18 protein-coding genes are annotated in these 20154 nt (G+C 40.6%); 7 read left to right on the top strand and 11 right to left on the bottom strand.

All coding sequences use genetic code 11. The features are described 5' to 3' along the window. Window positions 1-64 precede the first annotated feature (64 nt). Both AB4153_RS17555 and AB4153_RS17550 read right to left on the bottom strand, forming a co-directional pair. Window positions 65-556: a TIGR00645 family protein gene (locus AB4153_RS17555; RefSeq protein ID WP_102527734.1), complete on the bottom strand. Its 492-nt coding sequence runs from the start codon at window positions 554-556 to the stop codon at window positions 65-67. A 310-nt stretch (window positions 557-866) separates the two neighbouring features. Beyond that, entirely contained in the window at window positions 867-2540 is a 1674-nt protein-coding gene (locus tag AB4153_RS17550) for a SulP family inorganic anion transporter (protein WP_229370706.1), read from the bottom strand. 427 nt (window positions 2541-2967) lie between these two features. Between AB4153_RS17550 and AB4153_RS17545 the strand changes: the two genes are divergently transcribed. Beyond that, window positions 2968-3381 carry a hypothetical protein gene (locus AB4153_RS17545; RefSeq protein ID WP_371998254.1) on the top strand — a complete coding sequence of 138 codons (414 nt, stop codon included), beginning with the start codon at window positions 2968-2970 and terminating at the stop codon, window positions 3379-3381. A gap of 139 nt (window positions 3382-3520) precedes the next feature. On the opposite strand, the gene AB4153_RS17540 is transcribed toward AB4153_RS17545, so the two are convergent. The 3 genes from AB4153_RS17540 to AB4153_RS17530 form a co-directional block, all read right to left on the bottom strand. After that, the gene (locus AB4153_RS17540) at window positions 3521-4747 is read right to left on the bottom strand and encodes an amidohydrolase family protein (protein WP_371998260.1); all 1227 of its coding nucleotides are present in this window, start codon (window positions 4745-4747) and stop codon (window positions 3521-3523) included. A 238-nt stretch (window positions 4748-4985) separates the two neighbouring features. Further along, on the bottom strand, window positions 4986-5429 hold the full coding sequence (locus AB4153_RS17535) for a YHS domain-containing (seleno)protein (protein ID WP_371998253.1): 444 nt from the start codon (window positions 5427-5429) through the stop codon (window positions 4986-4988). Window positions 5430-5576: 147 nt separating this feature from the next. After that, window positions 5577-6104 (bottom strand): TlpA family protein disulfide reductase, encoded by a 528-nt coding sequence (locus AB4153_RS17530; protein WP_371998252.1) that lies wholly within the window; start codon window positions 6102-6104, stop codon window positions 5577-5579. Window positions 6105-6478: 374 nt separating this feature from the next. On the opposite strand from AB4153_RS17530, the gene AB4153_RS17525 reads away from it, so the two are divergent. The 3 genes from AB4153_RS17525 to AB4153_RS17515 all read left to right on the top strand — a co-directional run bounded on the left by AB4153_RS17525 (window position 6479) and on the right by AB4153_RS17515 (window position 10331). Next, complete coding sequence (locus AB4153_RS17525) at window positions 6479-8161, top strand: diguanylate cyclase (protein WP_371998251.1); 1683 nt, start codon at window positions 6479-6481, stop codon at window positions 8159-8161. A 155-nt stretch (window positions 8162-8316) separates the two neighbouring features. Continuing rightward, a complete protein-coding gene (locus tag AB4153_RS17520; RefSeq protein WP_371998250.1) occupies window positions 8317-9483 on the top strand; it encodes a BamA/TamA family outer membrane protein in 1167 nt (388 codons plus the stop codon). Beyond that, window positions 9483-10331, top strand: coding sequence for a hypothetical protein (locus AB4153_RS17515; RefSeq protein ID WP_371998259.1), 849 nt, complete (start codon window positions 9483-9485; stop codon window positions 10329-10331). Before AB4153_RS17520 ends, AB4153_RS17515 begins: the two co-directional genes overlap by 1 nt. Before the next feature lie 80 nt (window positions 10332-10411). Here AB4153_RS17515 and traF read toward each other — a convergent pair whose 3' ends face one another. Continuing rightward, complete coding sequence (traF, locus tag AB4153_RS17510) at window positions 10412-11620, bottom strand: conjugal transfer protein TraF (RefSeq protein ID WP_248956123.1); 1209 nt, start codon at window positions 11618-11620, stop codon at window positions 10412-10414. 309 nt (window positions 11621-11929) lie between these two features. Between traF and AB4153_RS17505 the strand changes: the two genes are divergently transcribed. After that, window positions 11930-12640 carry a hypothetical protein gene (locus AB4153_RS17505; protein WP_371998249.1) on the top strand — a complete coding sequence of 237 codons (711 nt, stop codon included), beginning with the start codon at window positions 11930-11932 and terminating at the stop codon, window positions 12638-12640. A 393-nt stretch (window positions 12641-13033) separates the two neighbouring features. Beyond that, window positions 13034-14203: an MFS transporter gene (locus AB4153_RS17500; protein ID WP_283108351.1), complete on the top strand. Its 1170-nt coding sequence runs from the start codon at window positions 13034-13036 to the stop codon at window positions 14201-14203. Between the two features lie 74 nt (window positions 14204-14277). On the opposite strand, the gene AB4153_RS17495 is transcribed toward AB4153_RS17500, so the two are convergent. The 3 genes from AB4153_RS17495 to AB4153_RS17485 all read right to left on the bottom strand — a co-directional run bounded on the left by AB4153_RS17495 (window position 14278) and on the right by AB4153_RS17485 (window position 16985). After that, complete coding sequence (locus tag AB4153_RS17495; RefSeq protein ID WP_248956125.1) at window positions 14278-15318, bottom strand: polysaccharide lyase family 7 protein; 1041 nt, start codon at window positions 15316-15318, stop codon at window positions 14278-14280. Window positions 15319-15517: 199 nt separating this feature from the next. Further along, window positions 15518-16537: an alpha/beta hydrolase gene (locus tag AB4153_RS17490; RefSeq protein ID WP_248956126.1), complete on the bottom strand. Its 1020-nt coding sequence runs from the start codon at window positions 16535-16537 to the stop codon at window positions 15518-15520. 37 nt (window positions 16538-16574) lie between these two features. Beyond that, window positions 16575-16985: an SDR family NAD(P)-dependent oxidoreductase gene (locus AB4153_RS17485; RefSeq protein WP_371998258.1), complete on the bottom strand. Its 411-nt coding sequence runs from the start codon at window positions 16983-16985 to the stop codon at window positions 16575-16577. A gap of 9 nt (window positions 16986-16994) precedes the next feature. Between AB4153_RS17485 and AB4153_RS17480 the strand changes: the two genes are divergently transcribed. Next, the gene (locus tag AB4153_RS17480) at window positions 16995-17129 is read left to right on the top strand and encodes an AraC family transcriptional regulator (RefSeq protein WP_267869180.1); all 135 of its coding nucleotides are present in this window, start codon (window positions 16995-16997) and stop codon (window positions 17127-17129) included. Between the two features lie 69 nt (window positions 17130-17198). On the opposite strand, the gene AB4153_RS17475 is transcribed toward AB4153_RS17480, so the two are convergent. Together AB4153_RS17475 and AB4153_RS17470 are read right to left on the bottom strand one after the other, a co-directional pair. Then, complete coding sequence (locus AB4153_RS17475; RefSeq protein WP_102527746.1) at window positions 17199-17450, bottom strand: DUF2999 family protein; 252 nt, start codon at window positions 17448-17450, stop codon at window positions 17199-17201. A gap of 393 nt (window positions 17451-17843) precedes the next feature. Further along, a complete protein-coding gene (locus AB4153_RS17470) occupies window positions 17844-19844 on the bottom strand; it encodes a hypothetical protein (protein ID WP_371998248.1) in 2001 nt (666 codons plus the stop codon). Between the last annotated feature and the right edge of the window lie 310 nt (window positions 19845-20154).

Genomic DNA, 20154 nt, shown 5'->3' with positions numbered 1-20154 from the left:
TTATCTAGTTATTTATCTAGCTATTTGCTTAGTTATTTCTCTAATGAGTTAGCACAAATAGTGATTATTTGGTGCGGCTTATTTTGTCGAGATAGCCCATGACAAAGGCTGATAACACAAAAGTGATATGGATAAGTAAGTACCACATGATTTTGTCGTTTTCGATATTTTCGGCATTCATAAACACCTTCAATAAATGAATCGATGAGATGGCGACAATTGAGGCCGCGACTTTGTTTTTAAGCGAGCCTGAATCCATCTTGCCAAGCCAGTTGAGCTTTTCATCTTTATCAGCGACATCAAGTTGTGAGACAAAGTTTTCATAGCCTGAAAACATCACCATCACGATGAGCCCGCCAACCAAAGTGATATCAATCAGTGATAAGGCAATTAGCACTAAATCAACTTCTTTCATTTGAAAGATAATCGGTAAGATATGAAAGATCTCCTGAAAGAACTTCAGACCCAGTGCAATCAAAATCAGGCTTAATCCTAGATAAATTGGCGCCATGATCCAGCGTGATGCATACATCAATTTCTCAAACATTTGTTCCATTGGTAATCCAACCTTTAAAATAAAAATCGCTACTCATCAGCGATTTTCGAACAATACCACAATGATGCTAATCCACACTCATCATTTTATCTTTCATCAAGATAATAAGTTTAGGTTATTTATCGGCACTGATGAGTTTACTTAAATTCAAGGCGCTAACTTAATTGTAGGTAGAACAAATATTGATATTGATGCACTTCAAAGCTGTAGATATTTTTTCTTGCTTGGCAAATCCATTGCCATTTTACTGATGCTAATAGCGCACGACTTTAGCTTTGAGGTGTCTTGCGCCAATGGCTATTAGTTATTGCTAGTTATGTCCAACCTTGGCTTGATTGTTAAGGCCCACATGCTTCAACGCCGCTTGTAGCGCTTCATAGCGGAATAAGAAGGTATTTTGCTCAGGCAATGAATCAATCACACGGAACTTATTTAATTGCTCACGGGTTTGCGGATTTGGGCACAATAAAAACACTTCACAATGAGCATCTTGGGCATCTTTAATCGCATTTTCTAGTGCTAAACCGACTGTCACATCAATCATGGGGACGTCGGTTAAATCTAAAATCATCGCTTCATATTCGCTAATACTGTTGTGTTGACGTGATATTGCTTTCGATACGCTGAAAATCATCGGCCCCGACAAATAAAAGAACAATACTTTGCCGTTGGCTTGATCCAATAAATCACTTTCGCTTTGCGTGAGTGGTACCGTGTTTTGGTCTGCATCACTTATGGCTTTAACTTGGCGTGCTTGTTCACGGCTAAGGCGTTCAATAATGATGATGTTTGAGATAAACACCCCTAATCCGACCGCAACAATCAAATCGACAAATACAGTAAGCAGCATGACGCCGTACATGATGGCCATACCTGCAACACTGACTTTATGAGCGCGCTGAATAAAGCTCCAATCTAAAATGTTAAAGCCCACATAGACAGCAATACCAGCCAGTACCGCCATCGGAATAGGTTCGGTTAATCCACCTGCCACTAACACAACTAATGCCAGTACTAACGCACGTGTCATGCCCGAAACCGGTGAACGCGCACCTACTTGAATGTTGGTGACTGTGCCCATCGTTGCGCCTGCGCCGGGTAATGCGCCAAATAAACCGGCCAACATATTAGCCAAACCTTGGCCGCGTAATTCTTTATCTGAATCATGTTCTTTACGGGTTAACGAGTCGCCAATCACGGCTGTCAGTAAGGTATCAATACAGCCTAAAGTACCGAGCACTAAGGCATCAATAATCATGGTGGTGAAAATTTCACTATTGATATGCGGGATGACGATTGAAGGAAGGCCTGCTGGGATCTCGCCAATTCGGCGTATGCTGTCATCATCAAAAAATATGATCGACAGTAATGTGACTGCGATTAACGCGACCAGTTGTGCGGGGACATATTTACGGTATTTTTGTGGGAATAAAAATAAGGTGACTAGGGTTAATATGCCTAAAAATAGTTCTTTGAAATCTATGTTCAGTAAGGTTTCAGGCAGCGCATTAAGTGTCCCAATAACACCGCCAGCAGGAGCTGCATGGCCTAAAAGTGGCGACAACTGTAAGATGATCAAGATAATACCAATGCCAGACATGAAACCAGACACTACGCTGTAGGGCATTAGGGTGACATATTTACCTAATTTGAGCATACCCAGCAAAAACTGAAATGCACCAGCCATCATCACAATGGTAAATGAAATTGCTACGCCTGATTCTGGATATTTGGCCACCATGGTGGTCAAAATAGCCGTCATGATCACTGTCATTGGGCCCGTAGGCTCAGAAATTAGTGTCGAAGAACCGCCAAATAATGCGGCAAAAAAACCAACGAGAATGGCGCCCCATAACCCCGCTTCTGCGCCAGCACCTGACGCTACACCAAAGGCGAGAGCGAGTGGTAATGAAATAATGGCAGTAGTAACACCACCAAATATATCTCCCTTTAGACTGACATCTTGAAAGCGTTGTTTAAACAAAGCGAATACCACCTAAAACGTTAGCAACACAAAATTTTTGCAGCATTGTATAGTGAATACATTAATGGGATCAATGTCACAAATGTAATTGAATTTGTGAGCTTGTTTTGCAAATGAGATTTATTGCATGAGATTACATTTTTAGGCAGAATTTCGCTAAATAAGGTCATGTTTTCTAGAGTTATTAGCTTCTTAAATATAGTTTCTTAAGCTGTGGTTTCTTTAAGCTTGGGTTAATTTAAGCTTGGCCGCCGTAGTGCTTTTTTATCTGAATGTTGGACAGTGTGAACCGATTTTTAAAGCAGACAAATTATAAATTACTGCTAAGTTCAAGCTCATTATATTGATTTAATCTTGGCCTCAGGTAGGGTTGTTACAGTCTGTTACGACGTCAATTAATTCAACACTTAAAGAGAGCATTGCTATTATGGGGACTTCTAATTCAAACACTACTCGCCGCAAGCCTTTGGTTGCGCTAGGAGTTATTGCTTCGATTGTGATTTTAATTGCAGTGGTATTCAGTGTATTGCCTAAAGGTTTTAAAACTTCCCATGAGGATATTGGTTCGGGTATCTCTGCAGTCGTATTTGTCTATGATCCCAACCTTGCTGTAAGTAATAGCCAGACAGAGCAAATGAATGAGGCTCGTGGTGCATTAGGTGATGATGTTGCTTTTCTTATTGCAAGGATCGGTACCCCAGAGGGTGACCAGTTTATTGGCAAGTATCAAGCCAGACCTGCTGAGATACTCCTTTTTGAGCCAGCAGGTAAGTTGGTGAAAAGGCAGTATGCATTGAGATCGGCTACCGAGTTAATGCAGTGGGTTAACTCACTTAACTAAATTAACGAGCAAGCTAGAGAATGGATTGAATCAGTCTTATTTTTACTGATTAAAAAGCCTTGATAGCGAAAACTATCAAGGCTTTGTTGTTTGTGCTTACAGGTGAGTCATTTTTCTGTAGTGTTAATATCTTATTGGTTTACTGCTTATAGACTTGGCCGTCTTTCATCACAAACGTTACGTTTTCCATTAAGCTGATATTCTTAAGGGGATCGCCATTAACAGCAATAATGTCAGCTAAGAATCCTGCTTTAATTTGCCCTAGGTTGTCTTGTTTTAATAATTTAGCACTATTAATTGTCGCAGCCTGTAAAGCTTGGGTTGGGGTCATACCAAATTTAACCATGCGTGAAAATTGATTGCCGTTATCACCATGAGGGTATACCGCTGCATCTGAACCAAACACCATGTTAGCCCCCGCTTTTACTGCTGCTCTAAAGCTATCTCGCTGCGCTTGTGATACTAATTTTTCTTTATTGATATTTGCTTCTGGCACACCATTAGCTGCACCGAATGCAAGGGTATACTCGGTATTATAAATATCGCAAGATAAGTAAGTGCCCGCCTCTACAGCCATTTCTATCGCTTCACTATCCATGAAACTACAATGCTCAATACTATCGACGCCAGCTTTGATTGATGCTTTTATGCCACCGGTACCATGGGCGTGAGAGGCGATAACTAAACCACGCATATGTGCCTCATCTACGGCTGACTTTATTTCTTCATAGGTTAACTGTTGAACCCCTACTTTGGTTCCTTTTGAAAACACACCACCTGTGGCACACACTTTAATGGCATTGGCGCCATATTTTATATTTTCACGCACTTTAGCGCGTATTGCCCAAGGCCCATCAGCCACCCCTTGTGCCTTTGCCTTTTTTTCAGGAGATGAAAAGTTATCATCGCAATGTCCGCCAGTAATACTAATAGGGTGGCCTACAGCCCAAATTCTTGGGCCTGCAATTTCACCTGCATTAATACCATCGCGGGTGGCGATAACGGCGTAGCCTGCAGCGCCCAAGTCGCGGACGGTAGTAAAGCCAGCCATCAAGGTTATCTCAGCATTTTTAACCGCTTTGACCGTTTGGCGTGGAATAGAATAATTTTGTGCGGCCAAAAAGTTATCTTGTGCATCTCCGGCTAGGTGAACATGCATGTCCATTACACCAGGGAGTAAGGTTTTACCACTGAGATCAATAAGTTTGTAATCATGATTAGTTGGTATCTTTGACTGCTGGGTGAGCTGGCTTATTTGATTGTCGCTAATGACGATGGCTACGTCTGTAATGGTTTTTCCTTTTGCGACATCAACGTAAGCATCTGCGATTAATAAAGTATCTTGTGCTAGGGTTGGCATGCTCATCGTTAACGCAATTGTTGTGGCTAACGATAACGACAGAGAGGATTTCCTGTTTATTTTTGGTTGCGCCATTGGTGTTTGATATTTGATTTCCATCTTTGTGGCTTCCCTTTTATTATTTTTGTCTGAAACAAGATTGAAACCCATCATACGATAAATGTTATGGCGAAGTTAATTGGTGACGCTGTTGAATTGAAACAACTGATGTATAAGAAGTCGTTTTAGCACTTATTTAATCGCGCTATTTATGCTTTTTAAGCCAATGTTCATCCGCTTCTTTGATGAATTGGTGTTTGTTTTCAAGCCAATTTTCTCGTACGCTCAAGCTGTAGTTTAAGTAGAGTTTGTCTTCAAAGACGGTAAAAGCGAGTGGGTCACTACTGACCACAAAGCCACTGCTCATGGCATAGGCGCAGTATCCTCCGTATTGCGGTATATATCGCTCAGGGGATTGTTCAAATAACTGTTGATGCTGCTGGCTGGCAAATAACCACTGAGTGCCTTGGTATTCAATCTGAAATTGGCGGTCACCTTTTACGGCTTTATTGTCGGTAAAATAAGCGACAACATCATATCCAGAAACAGCGTAACCTTCGTTATTATAGATGGGGTGTTTATTTAAGCTGGTGCAGCCAGCCATGATGAATAATATCAGTGGCAGTAATAGTGTCGTCAGTAATTTCATCTCATATCCTTTGGAAGACTTCGCCTTATTCAGTTGTAAAGTACAACTGGTCTCGCTGGTTATCTTGATAAAGAATGAGACCTAATAAAGCAGTAAATCATTTCAGAAAGAGTGAAATAGCCAAGAATATTTAAATACAAATTGTGATTACAATGCGCATTCACCTTGGCTGAGTTCGTTGGTTAATCTGCGTAACATGGTTTCAGAGGTAAAACCACGGCGTTTAGCCAATACATGCCCTTGGGTATCAAGTACTAAAGTGGTTGGAAAGCCTTTCACGCCACCGCTTTTACGTACAAACATTTTATTGCTTTGCTTAGAGGGTGTATCGGCTGAAAAATGACGTAATTCGCGTTTGAGTTGGCTTTTAGAGCCTTTATCCCCGACTAGAGTAAAGTGCACGCTATTGCCACATTCGCCTAATAGCTCTGTGATTATTTTGCCCTGCTTTTTACACCAACTGCAATCGGGTTGAAAGTACATCAACACGGTAGGTTTTTCTGCATGGTAACTCACCGAGGATTGACTGGTGCGCAAATCCTTTAATTGGATTTGCGCCACAGAAAGTGCGGTATTCGTATGATCTGCACTGGCAGTGCTACCGACAGCTAAAGCTGTCAGTAGCACTAGGCAGTTAAAGCTTGCCTTCAACGCCAACATAGAATTCTCGACCATGAAGTGGACCATAGATGTAAGCTACGTCATAGCCGCCATCAGCATCATAAAACAGTGGTGATTCACCTTCTTCTATTTGGGTGTAGTTGAAGATATTAGATAAACCGCCATAGACTTTGATGTTATTGGTGCTGCACTATGTCGTGCCTACTTCAGTGGAGATATTGCAATTTCAGTGCTGCATTTATTCTTAATCTATTCATATCGAAGATTTTTGGGTTAAATGCTACTATAAATAAAATAACAATAATTTCACATCGTCATTTATGCCCAAGCTTAGCGACTTAAAAAACGATAATAATATAGCGCTCAGTAACGAAAGTTTGCATTCTCTCCTTTGGGGGCTGTTACTCACTTTTGTTGTGTGTGCTTGTGTGCTGAGTACTTCTGTTAAAGCTGATACCATCGTTATTCCTAAGTTCCAGCAAGGCAGCCTGGGTAAGCAAACTCAGTACTTTAGAGAGCAAGATAGTAAGCTTTCATTGAGCCAAGCCCTTGAGCATTTTGAAGCGGGCTCGCTCACTCGTGGCAGCAGTAACTCTATTTCTTTAGGCATTGATGTAACTCCAGTCTGGATGATGTTTACGGTCAATAACACATCACATGCGCCAACTCCTTACCGACTATCAGTTGAAACACCCTGGATTGATTACATCGATACTTGGCTAATACAAGATGGAAAAGTGGCGCAACATATTGCTGGTGGCGATGGCTTGTCCTTTGAGTCAAGACCCATGCAATATCGTTTTTACGCATTTGAACACGCCTTTGTTTCGGGTGAAACCCAAGTCATTATGCGCGTAGAAACAAAAGGCCCGATGGCACTGCCGATACAATTTAGCTCATTAGAACAAGCCATTCATCGTGATATTAATAGCGGTTATCAATATGGCGCTTTATACGGCATTATGCTGGCGCTTGCGCTATATAATTTGGTGCTTTTTGTATTTATTCGACAGAGAGAATATTGTCTTTACGGCTTATATCTTCTAGGTTTTGTGCTTAATAGTCTGTCTTATACGGGCCAATTACACACCATTATTACCTATGATTTTGGTGTTTACTTTCAAGATTGGCTCGATATATTCCTCATGATTACTTACAGCGTAGCTGGATTGCATTTTGCTCGTTCATTACTGCAAACAAAGGAGTATGCTCCTGGATTAGATCGATTTGTGTTACGCACTACCTTATACATTCCTTTCGGAATGCTGATTGGTTTTATTTTCAATCAGTTGTTTTTCTCCATGGTGCTAGCGTTTTTACTTAACACCTGTTTTGTGGTGCTATTTATCGCCATGGGCGTTAAAGCGCTGAATGCTAAAAAACCATTTGCAGTGATTTTTATTCTTTCCTCTGTCACTGCCGCCATATGTATCACTATCTCAACATTGGCAGTTGCGGGGGTGTTAGTGCCTTATAACGACTACACCTTTAAGGCTATTGAAGTCGGCATGGCGTTCGAAGCCATTTTGTTAGCTTCGATTTTGGCGCGCCAATTTAGAGTTGCTCAAATTGATAAATTGATTGCTGAAAAATACGCCCGCACCGATCCACTGACTGAGTTAAATAATCGTAGAGGCTTTCAAGAATTAACTGAGCCCCTTTGGCAGCAGATCGTTTATCAGAAGGGTGACGCATCGTTATTATTAATCGATGTCGACTCTTTTAAAGATGTTAACGACACTCATGGTCATAGTGTTGGTGATGAGGTGTTGAAAGCCATTGCGAAAGTGATTTCTGAATCCTGCCGCCAAGGTGATATTTCAGCGCGCTGGGGCGGTGAAGAGTTCATTATATTTTTACCTCATACCTCTCGCGATAGTGCCATTACTCAAGCTGAAGTGATAAGAGAAGCGATAGAAAAAGTTGAATTTTTAGCGCTAGAGCTTTCGTTAACCTTAACCGCTAGTTTTGGTGTGGCAGGTTCAGTAGCCAATCAGTTTGAGGGTGCCCCGTTAACTTTAGCAAGGTTTGAGCCCATGATTAAAAATGCAGATAGAGCATTATATATCGCCAAATATAGCGGTAAAAACCAAGTAAGAATAGTGAGTTAACGTTCAAGTTCTCGCTTGTTGAACACTGATTTACAGCTAGAAATATCATTAGCTAAACAAAAATTAATGGTCGAATACTCTTGTAATGGTAGAATGCGCGCAATCAAGCCACAAGGCTTTCATCCCGCTTTGCTTCATATCAGATTAGAGTCATTATGAAACGGATTTTATTACCTACCTTATTAGCATTTTCAAGTGCTGCTGTTGCTGTTGAACCACTATTTGAAACACCAAAAGATATGGAGCCGACTTGGGTCGATGACATTTTATCTGTGTTTGGTGCTGATGGTGAATTTGATGACAGCAAACCGATTGATATGAGTTACTTACCAACTGCTTATTACACGCCTGAGAAAAAATTTGGCGTGGGATTGTTGATGGTAGGCTTATATAAAACCGAAGGTTCTACATCGGAAGAACAGCCTTCATCATTAGTGCTGAACTCTTTTGTGTCGATGAATAACTCCTATGGTATTGAAGTTGAAAATATGACGTTTTTCAATGGTGGTAAACAAAGGCTGTTACTGGATTTAGAGCTATACAATGAAGCTGCAGTCTACTATGGCCAAGGCATTGAAGATGGCAATATCGATGCTAACCACCATGAGTATGAAGAGCAAGCTTATAGCTTTAAACCTCGTTGGATGACAGAAATTGCTGACAATTACTTTTTAGGTGTTGGAGCGGATTTTACTTATTCTAGTGCAGAAAAACTGGAGTTAGTTGAAACTGGTGAGCCGGTTGACGAAAACAGCCTATTGCCGAGTAACTTTAGTTCTGGTGTCGTCGTCACCAGTATTTACGACTCCCGTGACTATCGTTTGAATGCCACTAAAGGTTGGCTATTTCAAATTGATGCAGGGTTTTATCAAAACAGCGAATATTCTACTTTTTCGACCTATAATATCGAGTTAGCCAACTATATTGATTTAAGCTCAACGTCTATTTTAGCTAATGCTCCTGGTCTAATTGCTTGGCAAGTCCAAGGTAATTTTACCAGTGGTGATGTGCCTTGGAATATGTTGCCTGACTTGGGTGGTTCTAGTGCCATGCGTGGTTTCATTAAAGGCCGATACCGTGACGAGCAAATGATGATGGGACAAGTTGAGTATCGTTTACCGATTTTCCAACGCTATGGCATGGTATTTTGGGGCGCGGTTGGCAGTGTTGCACCTAATGTTAGTGACTTAACTGAAGAGCTATTAGCCTCATACGGCACAGGTTTCCGCTTTAAAATCAAAGACAATATTAACTTACGTTTTGATGTTGGTGTGGGCGAAAACGAAACTAACTTTTACTTAAATGTGAACGAAGTATTTTGATGATCTTGCCGATTGATTTTTTTCCGCTTAAGCGTTTGCTCGCCATAGTCTTGATGTTGTCTTTCAGTCAGCAGGTTATTGCTGCGCTTGAAGAAAATCAGTTAGTAGAAAATCAATCAGTAAAAAGTCAGTTAGTAGAAAGTCAGTTAGTAGAAAATCAGTCAATAGAAAGTCAGTTAGTAGAAAGTCAGCCTACAAAAAAGCAGTGCACCCGTCATGCCAATTACGACATTTATCTCAGTGGTATTCATACTGGCACAATGAAAAGAGCGGAAAATTGGCAGGGTAAGTCAGCCGTTGTTACCTCGACAAGTAAAGCGAGCATTTTAGGGATCGGCACTCAATATGATCAACGAGCAGAACTTTCATGGTCTGATACGACCGAAGAATGGATCACTGAGCGATTTCATCAGTTAGTCACAGGGTTTCGTGCAAGGGATATGAAAGTCTCTTTAAGTAAGGACGGGCTTGAATCAGAGGTGGATATTGATGGCGATATCGACCGCTATAAATCAGCTCACATACCGCTAAGAGATGTCGATACTTTAGCGATTCAAATGCGTCAATTGTTAATGCAAGGTCGCAGCCAGTTTGCGTTAGTTAGACAAGCTTCAGATGATATCGAGCCGTATCAGTTGTATGTTAAACCCACGATTAAGGCAACAATTGAACCATGGGGGGAAATGAAATTGATCCCTGTTGAGCAGTCAGGAGCTGAGGAAGTGACCTATTACTTTGCTCCGGATATGGACTATCAGTTAGTCAGAGCTCGCTATCATGGTTTCATTTTACAAGGGGTTATTGAGCTTAACGAGTACAACTCAACATGTGAGCGACTGACACAATAACTGCTTGCTACTAAAGCTTGCTGTGATAAAAATAAGCTGATGCAATATCAGCTTATTTTTGAACGAACTATGTAATCGAACTAGAAAGTAAATCCAGTCTGTATAGCAAAGCCCATATTGTTCTCATCGCTGTAACTTGCTGATAAGTCGAAGTGGAATAAGCTGAAGGTCGATAAGCCGATACCTGCTGTAATACTATCATCAGTGTTATTGCTTAAGTCCGTTTGATAACCCGTTCGTAATTTTACCCAACTATCTGGGAAAAATTCGATACCAATTGCAGCAATTTGTTGATTATCTTGCGTGGCATCAAACAAGGTCGACGTTCCGCTGATCTCGCTGTAACCTTCAGACTCATTAAGCTGAACATCAATAGCTGCTACTAAGTAACTATTTTGATAATTTGCACTGACGGTGTAAGTCGGACTGAGTTCGTACTGTCCTTTTACCCCTTCAATTATTTCAGTGTCATAGCTATTTTTGATTAGGTTTTTACCGACAAAACCGAATCCATAACCATCCTTGTGTTGAAAGGCGATACCCACATCTAAGTTGAAGTTACTATCATCATTCTGGTAGCGATCATCATCCCAATCATCAAACTCGAAGTTTTCAATGTCGGTAATATAATTGATGGTATTCACAGTTTGGTACTTAGGTGAAGCACCATAAAAAAGGCTACCAGACTCAAACTGATGCGAGTTTGCTAAGCTAACGCCTATTTCAGATATGATGACGCCCATTGTTAGCGCTTGTGAATTGATATCCTGATTGATGATGTTACTTGGGTCGAGATCTTCATCGGCAATATCAGCAAATACTAAGGCGTCAGCATAGGCTTGAGCAAATAAATTAACCGCAACAAGGTTGCTTGGAATAGCAATGGCTAACTGGGTGCCCGCTTGCACTTGAGCATAATTGCCTTGCACCTTTTTAAGCTGATCAATCACCACTTGGGCGTCGGCTTCAGTGGGATTCTCCAAGAACTTGAAATCATCATACACATCAGAAAAATCTTCAACATTCTCAATAAGATCGCTTGGGTCGTTAACATGTGCACCCAGTGAAGGGATCAATAAACCGACATTGTCATTTTCTTTAAAGTTCGCCGCTAGCGCTGGGTTGTGAAAAGGGGCTGTGAGGTAATCTGCAGTGCTTACGCCTACACCACCCATGGCAAGAGCGCGGGCGTCAAAACTGTGGTTGTTTGCGTGAGCAGAAGTTGCAAAGGCGGCAACGATACAAATAGGTAAATACTTAAGCATATTATTTTTAGTTATTTTAAACATGTTCATCCTGTAACACTATGATATAAATTGTTATTTTTAATGTTTTTTCGCAACAGATAATAACAGTAAATGGTTTTTGTTTTTTCATAAAACGTGCAAATATTAAGCATTAACACACTGTTTTTGTTAAACTTTGTATCATTTGTAGATAAGTTATTTCATTTTAGGTTTTTAGCTCTCTTTTCAATGGCGAACATAACCTGATTTATGTCACTTTTTGTAAAAATGCCATTAGAAATATTCTTTAGGTCTGATTTATTACTGTGAGTAAGCTTTTGCTGTATTTAAGCTTAAGTAAACTACCGCTTTATGAATGAGTTAGTCAGATTTGATGATGGTGGCACTATGCAAGATAGAGGCGTAATTGAGTATTTTCGATGGTTATTTTATAAGGACCGCGAGTTAAGTTCATGGGCATTTAATATTGTCTTAGGCTTAGTGTTATTGTGGGGAATTAGCTGTATTTATGCTGTGATTACTTATATGCCGCAACATGACTTATTAAAAGCGGGGGTGCTTTGGGTCTTGGGGGTGTATTTAAGCATTATTGTATTAGGCGTGCTATTGGGCGTTAAGTCTCAAAAGCCCCTATATAGCTTTATTGGCTATACATTGATGACAACAGGGCCGACCTTGTTACTCAGTTATATTCTCCCCCAAGAAATTCTTCTACCTTTATGCGACGGTTTGATATTTATTGCATTCATGCTGGGTATTATTTTACTGTTATCAGCCAAATTACCTGCTTTGTTTCAATCCTTCATTGCCATACTCTTTGGTATTTTAGTCAGTTTAATTGTGACCGAAATAACATGGATGATGATATTTGATTCCTCTCATGGCCTTTGGCATTGGTTTGGTGCTTATCTGTTTTGTGCTTTTATTTGTTATCACTGGTCACAATACACTGAGAAGGAGAAAACACTCGATAATGCAATTGATTCAGGTAGTGCCCTTTACCTTGATAGTGTCATATTCATTGGACAAACCTTAATAAATCTGGGCTTAAAGCGCGATTAGTCAGTGTCTTTTATTACAAGTTATTATCGACACTAAAAATCCATAAACTATTAAAAGTTTCACTTGAGTGTTGATATGGTCTCAGTTGCTCATAATGAATGGTTTACATAGGGGATATGGTGTCTTTTATCATCTGCCCATTTTTATTCTTGGCGTTTTAGATGGATGATGCTGCTCTGTTTGCTTGCAGTTTATGAGTGCTTGCTGAGCAATAATATGATCTAAACAGCAATATTTGATATTTATTTTCACAATTTAGCATCAGGATAAAATTTATCTTTACTTATTTTCGCTTCAGGAATACATTCGCCGAAAATAGTCTATAGGGCTTTCTCACCTTTAGCCGACAAGAACGCTTTACCCTTCCAAAATCTTACATTAAGTAGTACGAAATTGACGATAATCAAGCATGGCAATGTTGAAAACAACATTGTTACCCCTGTAGTTGGTTTAACATTTTTCGCTGTCGCATCGGGCTTTTTAATGAGCCTTATTCCATTGTCATTAGCTCATTTTGGTATCAATCAATCTTTAACGCCTTGGCTTGCCAGTGTGTTTTATTTTGGTTTGCTGTTAGGGGCAACTTGTATTCAAGGGGTCATTAAAAAGCTAGGGCACCGACGCGCCTTTATTATTTTTTTATCTCTTGTGGGTTTGACTGTGGCGTTAATGCTACTCATTCCTCATCAGGTGACTTGGCTCGCTGCAAGGTTTATTGCAGGTATGGCTGTAGCAGGGGTATTTGTGGTGGTTGAATCGTGGTTACTCATGGCTAATTGTCCTAAGCAGCGAGCAAAGCGCTTAGGTTTATATATGGCGGCGCTTTATGGCGGTAGTGCTGTAGGACAACTGGCTATTTCTGTCTTAGGCACCGAAGGCATACAACCTTATCTGTATGTATTAGGACTACTGTTTTTAGCGACTCTGGCGCCTGTACTGATCCGTTCAGGTCAGCCGATTAGCCACGACCAACAATCGATTAACCGCAAAGAAATTCGCCATATTAGTCGTCCTGCGATTATTGGTTGTATTGTGTCGGGATTATTATTGGGGCCTATTTATGGATTGATGCCGTCTTATCTTAGCCATTCAAGTGCTTATGCTGAGCATACGGGGTTATTAATGGCGAGTATTATACTGGGCGGCATGCTAGTTCAACCTGCGGCGAGTGCCATGTCGACTCGCATGAGCAAGAGCTTACTGATGGCTATTTTTTGTCTATTGGGTTGCTTGGCTGTCATGGGCGTATTGGAGTCAACGAGTGTTGTCATGATGGCGTTAAGCTTATTAATGCTAGGGGCGAGCAGTTTTGCCCTTTACCCAATAGCCATTACGTTAGCTTGCGATAGCTTACCCGTTGAAAAAATGGTGTCTGCTACCGAGATGATGCTGTTGTGCTATAGCGTAGGTTCAGTATTAGGCCCGTTATTGGCGACCACATTTACTCAGGCAAGTAACGGTTTAATTATCTACTTAGGTGTGTGTTTAATTACCACTTGTATTTATATGCTGCTTAAGAGCGCAGAAACCATTTCATCAGGTCAAAAGCCGATTGCTGGGTAGATAGGGTTGAAAAGAAGAACTCCTAATAGGCATTAGGAGTTCGAGTATCAGTTACGCTAGCCAACTAACAAGGCTTATTGATTCAGTTCTAACTGGTAAAAAGTCGCTTGTGTATAGTCGCCACTTTCCATGCCACGCCATTGACAATCTGAGCTGTTTTTCTTGGTATTACATTGGTTGTAAGCCCCTGCTTTGTAATACATCCAGTCAGTGCCGTAGCCTTCATCCACTTCGTGGCCTTGGTATTGACCTTTAGTCAAATCAACCGCGAAGGTTTTTGTTACTTCGTTGTCGGTGCCAGGGTTTTTAGTAAATAACAGGTGCATGGTGTCGCCCGTTACATTGACCTCATAAGAGAATATTTCACCGAGTTTAATGCCATCTTGCGGATCGGCAGCATTCTCACGCAGGTTGTACTCGCCAAATACATTATGACGGATATCTTGACGCAGCTTTTTACCATTTTCATCTTTGGCATCTTGCAGCTCTGGAATCGGGTTTAACTCATAGTTCCATGCGATTGAGCCATATTCATGGTTCGGTAGTTTGCGATAAGAAATCTTTAATGGTTCATTATCAGAGCCGTGAATTTGGCCAATTACGACCGAGTACGCCCCGTTCTTTTTAGGGTTACCGCTGACACTGACATGATCAACCGACAGTGTCGCTTTTAATTGGCCGCCAATAGCGCCATATTCATTGGCGTCAGGGTGAGAGGCAACCACAAAGTTGTTTTTAGGCTCGCCATAATGCTCGGCTAACATGGCACGCAATTCACTGCGGGTATTTTTACTATTTGGCGTCGTCGGAGCTTCATTCGGTGCAACGAACACCAAGGCGCCAGTATCTTTATTCGTGTAGAACCATTCAGGGTGGGCATATGGCGTTTCGGTATTGCCCAGTTGAGTTTTATCAATTTCTAGTGCTTTGCCTTTGCGTTTACCTGTTTTGGTTAATTCCGGTAAGGTAATTTTCCAATTGGTTAAATCAAAATTTTGCGCAGGTGCTTTAGCTGGATCAAGGTTAAATTTTTTGGCGGTATCAGTTTCAACTGATGCCACTGCAGAGCCAGCAACGATAGTTGCAATCAAAACACTAAGTTGGAGTTTTCTCATTGAGCCTTTCCTCTGGAACATGCCATTAAAGTCTACCTAAGATACTACAATAATATTGTATTACAATATTGTGATCGAGTTGGATGATTTGATCAATTGAGCAAAATATTATTGAAATACAGCCCGACTTGAATCAAATGCACTAATTTAACGACTCATTTAACCAGTCATTTAACCACTTACCCATTTACTCAGTTACTTATAGCGAGTTGAATCTATTTAAAGCCATGGCAATCGCATGGGTAGCTTGCATAGTACGGGCACTGGTTTTAGTGATGGAGATAAAACCATGCATACAGTCGTCAAAATGCTGATGATGAGTGCTAATACCAGTTTGTTTGAGACGATTTGCGTATGCAATGCCATCATCCCTTAAAGGATCGTAACCTAAGGTTAATATATAGGTATTTGGTGAGTCACTAATGTCATCTGTTAACAAAGGACTGGCTAAAGGTAATGCGATTTCATTCAATGAGTTGAGGTAATGCCCTCTAAAATAATCCACTAAGGTTCGAGTTAGGAGCAGTTGTTTATTGAAGCCACGGTAGGACTCAGTTAAGCCTTGTAAATCAAGCATCGGATAGATTAAAAACTGGAATGCAGGTTTTGCTATAGCAATAGACGGTAACGCTGATTGCAGCTGCTTTAAGCCGATAATACAAGCAAGGTATGCACCTGCGCTATCACCACCGACTCCAATATGTTCAGCTTGAATATGCAACTCTTGATGGTGGTCGTTAATATAGTTCCATGCGTCAATGGCATCACAAATTGGGGTAGGGAATTTATACTCAGGGGCTAAGCGATAATCGACAGCAATAACATTCATGTTGCCATGTTTAGCCAAGTACCGACAAAAACGATCATGGGTATTTAAACTACCAATCACACAGCCTCCACCATGAAAGTACACCAGTGTTTTTTGCGCAGTTTTAACTAAGTCAGCATCAATCTTTTGCTCGAAAACAGGATAATATGCACGGAGTTTGATTGAGCTCTCTTTGTCAGTATGTGTGGTCACAGGGATACTTGAGTCGATAACCTTCGCCATTTCAATCTTACTTAAACCCAATAATCTGTCCATTGTGCTATAAACATGTCTAAATACTTTTGGCGGCAATTTATGTAATGGCGCTAAGGTCAGCAGTTTGGCTGCCATTCGTTGTTTAGCTTCTAACTTTGGCGCTTGTAATCTTATCGATGTGGCGCTTTGACTCATTTATTCATTCCTTTTTATAAATTACAGTTTGGACCAATTAACGACTTAACACCTTCATAAACAAGCGGTTGATAACAGGAGGTGAAACACTACTTAAGCAATGTAACATACTATAAAGCGACCCGACTGTTCTATGGGTTCTAGGTTGATTAACTTGCTTTGCAATCACAGTAATCACTTCTTCAGCGGTTAAATGCCGACCTAGTTTTGTCATCACTTTAGCGGTTTTTTGTTGTGTATTAAGCATTTTAGTAGCGATAAATGGCGGCAGCACCTCGCATAGCCGAACTCCATATTGAGCAAGTTCTAACTCAAGTGCTTCAGTGAGCCCTTTTACTGCAAATTTACTGGCGGAGTAGCTTGCTAACTCAGGCACACCATAATCACTGCTTGCAGATGACATATTGATAATGGTGCTAGTGTGGTTTTGTTTTAAATAAGGCAGCACAGGCAAGTATTGAAATCCATACCGCTTGAAGAGGTAGCCTTGCAGTTAGGCTTTTACGATGGCGCTAATTTCAGTCATAGCTTTAAACGATGTAAAAATATCACCCCGAGCCAATATCGAAAGCAGGTAAAAAAACAATACTAAAACGGCCAATCATAGATTGGCCGTTTTAAAGGTCTTGCACACTACTTACTCAGAAGATCGAGAAGTTTATTAAGGCTGCATTTGCGCTTTAGCCGCTTCAACTTTTGAAAAATCTAAGCCTAACTCGAGTACAGCTTCTTTAATCAACGCTGGGTTTTGCATTACCATCGCCATTAGCTGTTGTAGCTTTTCAGCAGGAATGCCAAGTTGACCGATGATATTCATCGCCATCATTGGGTTTTGAGTTAATGCTTGAAACACTTCACTGATTTTTTCATCACTGACACTGTGTTCTTTTAACAGGGCAATAATTGGATTCATTGCTAGACCTTGTGGTTAATTGAGACGGATAATCAGCCTATTTTACCATTTATATCTTAGTTTTGCAGAGTGAAAAATTCGGCTGTGATCCCAGAGTCGATTTAAGGGGTAAGTTGAAAATTTAAAATCATGTAGTCTGTAGCTAAAACAATAATAAGGCTATGTATTTGTAGCTATGTGGCAAACGTGTAGCTATGTGGCAAAAGTTAAAAATCTAAACGGTGTTATTTACTTCAACAATCCACACTCACCAACCCATACTCACTAATTAATACTCACTAATTAATATTCAGCAATCCATAATCAATAATTGAAAAGCCAGTAGCGCGGGCTACTGGCTTTTTATAGTGGCGTCTTTTGTTATCACTAATAAACCAACTAGAGTGCTAGGGCTTATTTATTAATGTAATCGGTAGCCATTTCACCATTTGGCGTGTGTGCATCGCCCATATAAAGAATATCAGGACGAGACTTTTCACCATCTGTTAGGGCTAGGCCATCTTGAATGATATTCGCATTACAATAATCCACCCCATAAAAACCTTCATAGGCAGATTGGTCGCCAATTTCTGTGGCTGACAGTTGTGATAACGCTAAGATAGGTGCTGCAGGGAAAGTTAAATACCAACGTGAACCTGATAAATTACGCTCGATGTCAGCACGAGAAATTTCAGTAATGGTTTTACCTGTTTGCTCGGCTAAATATTCGCGGTTTGACTCACTCATAAAGTAAGTGGCAACGTTACCGACCTCAGCAACGGGCTCATCATAAACCGTTTGACGTAAAATAATATCGCCACTCACTGATAGATTATTGATACGACCACGGGTTAAATCACGACAACTGCTTTTACATGCAAACGATCCTTTACCCACTAAAAGGGCAGAGCCACTATCAATAGCTTCAATGTTCTCTACAGTTATGTCCTTCATGATTTTACTGTGTGGCTTTAACCAAACGCCAGTAAAGCCGTTAGTCACTTTCACATTAGAGATTTTGATTTTATTCGCTGAGCTAAAGTAAGGGCCTGAACGGTTAAAGTTGTCTTTATTGGTTCCATTACCTGCTTCCACTCGCACACCAATACCATTGAATGCTTCAATGTTATCAATTTCAATCCAATCTCCACCGTAAACTTGCACTACGCCATAGCCCGTATGGGCATTAATTGATTTAATGTTTTTCACTGAGCCTTTAATCGGTGTGCGGGCATAAGTTGGGTTGCGTTGAATCGCGAACATGTCCGGCACTATATTGCCTTCATCATCAATAAAATCACCATTCTCATTGGTTGGAACTGGTACATTGACTGGATTCATCGGTCTATTTAAGCTTGGTGATCCTTCTGGGTTTTTCACATATCTGTCTTGTAGATAAAGCGGCGCTGAACCAAAGCGATAAGTGTATGATCCATCTTTATAATCGGCATCAGCAAACATTTGTACCGATACTGATTCAGTATGGTTATCTTCAATGGTGACATTGGATACCGAGAAGTTTTCAACATAAAAAAGCCCAAATGGAATAGCGCGGGTGAGGTTAACTAAGCCGCCACCATTGCCACCCTGCATTTCGCCATAGTTGTATGGCATGTTGGTTTTAGCATCAACGGTGAAATTTCTACTCGGATCGGTTGAAGTGATCTGCACATTCACTGTGCGTTCAGCGGATAACTTACTTGGGCCAATGCTGCGACCAAACGAAAATAAGAACTGTCGATTGGGTCTATTACTTGGATTACCCGTTGGATAGGTGTCTTCTTTAATTCCGCGCATTTCGAGGACAACATCAGGTTCGACCTCAATACGGACATTTGATGGCACCACAATATGCGCCAAACTATAGCGATTATTGCTGCCATTTTCAGATGCACGTAAAACTACCACACCGCCATTTTCTTCTTTAGCGGCAAAACGAAGCGCTTTCTTTAAGCGAGTTGTGTCATTGACGGTTTCATCAAAACTATCAGAGGCAAATAGAACTTCAGGTTCATCATCAAAGACTTTGTTTTCAAAAAAGCCAATTTCTTCCCCCTCATAACCGCTTAAGTCTGTGTCTGTTGGTAAGTCTTCTTCGGCGACAACAGGTATACCTTGGCAAAAGTGTCGCTCAAATTTGCAATGACGATGACCATGATGTTTGCGGTGTTTATTGCATTTTTTCCCCGCTGATTTATGGCCGCGCCATTTATTACTGTAATCTGCACGGCGGCTTTCACTTTCCCCTCGTTGTTGGCGTTCATCAAATTGCCACCCATGGCTGTGATGTTCTGATTGCCCGTGTTGCTGTCCTTGTGAATCGGCATATACGCTTAGTGGCGTGATGGCCAATAAGCAGGCAATCGCCAGTTTTTTATGACGCATATTTACGATGTAGTTATTTATATTTCTCATTTTTATCCCCATAGTTTCAATCAAAAAAACGGAAGTTCTCCCCTTTGTTCCGCTCAAAGAACAATCAACTTGTTTGTTTGAGTGTACATAAAGTTAACAGAAAAACAATAAACATATGATGAATGTATTTCTAAAACGTTTAAGCTTGTTAATTTGATTAAAAGAAAAAGTGTAAAAAATTGCCAATGAATCTGATGAATTGCTTGGAAGTTAGAAAATCATGGGCTGAAACATAATGAATCAACTTAGAGAGTAAAACTCTGAAGTTGACGATGATCTAGTAAGCTTAGTATTTTGTTTTTTAACACCT

Source organism: Shewanella sp. 10N.286.52.E4 (assembly GCF_041468785.1).
Lineage (GTDB): Bacteria > Pseudomonadota > Gammaproteobacteria > Enterobacterales > Shewanellaceae > Shewanella > Shewanella electrodiphila.
Note: the sequence above shows the minus strand (reverse complement) of the source record. Positions and strands in the feature narration are given on the sequence as shown.

Excerpts from the sequence above, each read along its gene's own strand:
- AB4153_RS17555 (WP_102527734.1), bottom strand. The coding sequence starts at position 556 with ATGGAACAAATGTTTGAGAAATTGATGTATGCATCACGCTGGATCATG.
- AB4153_RS17545 (WP_371998254.1), top strand. The coding sequence starts at position 2,968 with ATGGGGACTTCTAATTCAAACACTACTCGCCGCAAGCCTTTGGTTGCG.
- AB4153_RS17540 (WP_371998260.1), bottom strand. The coding sequence starts at position 4,747 with ATGAGCATGCCAACCCTAGCACAAGATACTTTATTAATCGCAGATGCT.
- AB4153_RS17535 (WP_371998253.1), bottom strand. The coding sequence starts at position 5,429 with ATGAAATTACTGACGACACTATTACTGCCACTGATATTATTCATCATG.
- AB4153_RS17530 (WP_371998252.1), bottom strand. The coding sequence starts at position 6,104 with ATGGTCGAGAATTCTATGTTGGCGTTGAAGGCAAGCTTTAACTGCCTA.
- AB4153_RS17520 (WP_371998250.1), top strand. The coding sequence starts at position 8,317 with ATGAAACGGATTTTATTACCTACCTTATTAGCATTTTCAAGTGCTGCT.
- AB4153_RS17515 (WP_371998259.1), top strand. The coding sequence starts at position 9,483 with ATGATCTTGCCGATTGATTTTTTTCCGCTTAAGCGTTTGCTCGCCATA.
- traF (WP_248956123.1), bottom strand. The coding sequence starts at position 11,620 with ATGTTTAAAATAACTAAAAATAATATGCTTAAGTATTTACCTATTTGT.
- AB4153_RS17505 (WP_371998249.1), top strand. The coding sequence starts at position 11,930 with ATGAATGAGTTAGTCAGATTTGATGATGGTGGCACTATGCAAGATAGA.
- AB4153_RS17495 (WP_248956125.1), bottom strand. The coding sequence starts at position 15,318 with ATGAGAAAACTCCAACTTAGTGTTTTGATTGCAACTATCGTTGCTGGC.
- AB4153_RS17490 (WP_248956126.1), bottom strand. The coding sequence starts at position 16,537 with ATGAGTCAAAGCGCCACATCGATAAGATTACAAGCGCCAAAGTTAGAA.
- AB4153_RS17475 (WP_102527746.1), bottom strand. The coding sequence starts at position 17,450 with ATGAATCCAATTATTGCCCTGTTAAAAGAACACAGTGTCAGTGATGAA.
- AB4153_RS17470 (WP_371998248.1), bottom strand. The coding sequence starts at position 19,844 with ATGAGAAATATAAATAACTACATCGTAAATATGCGTCATAAAAAACTG.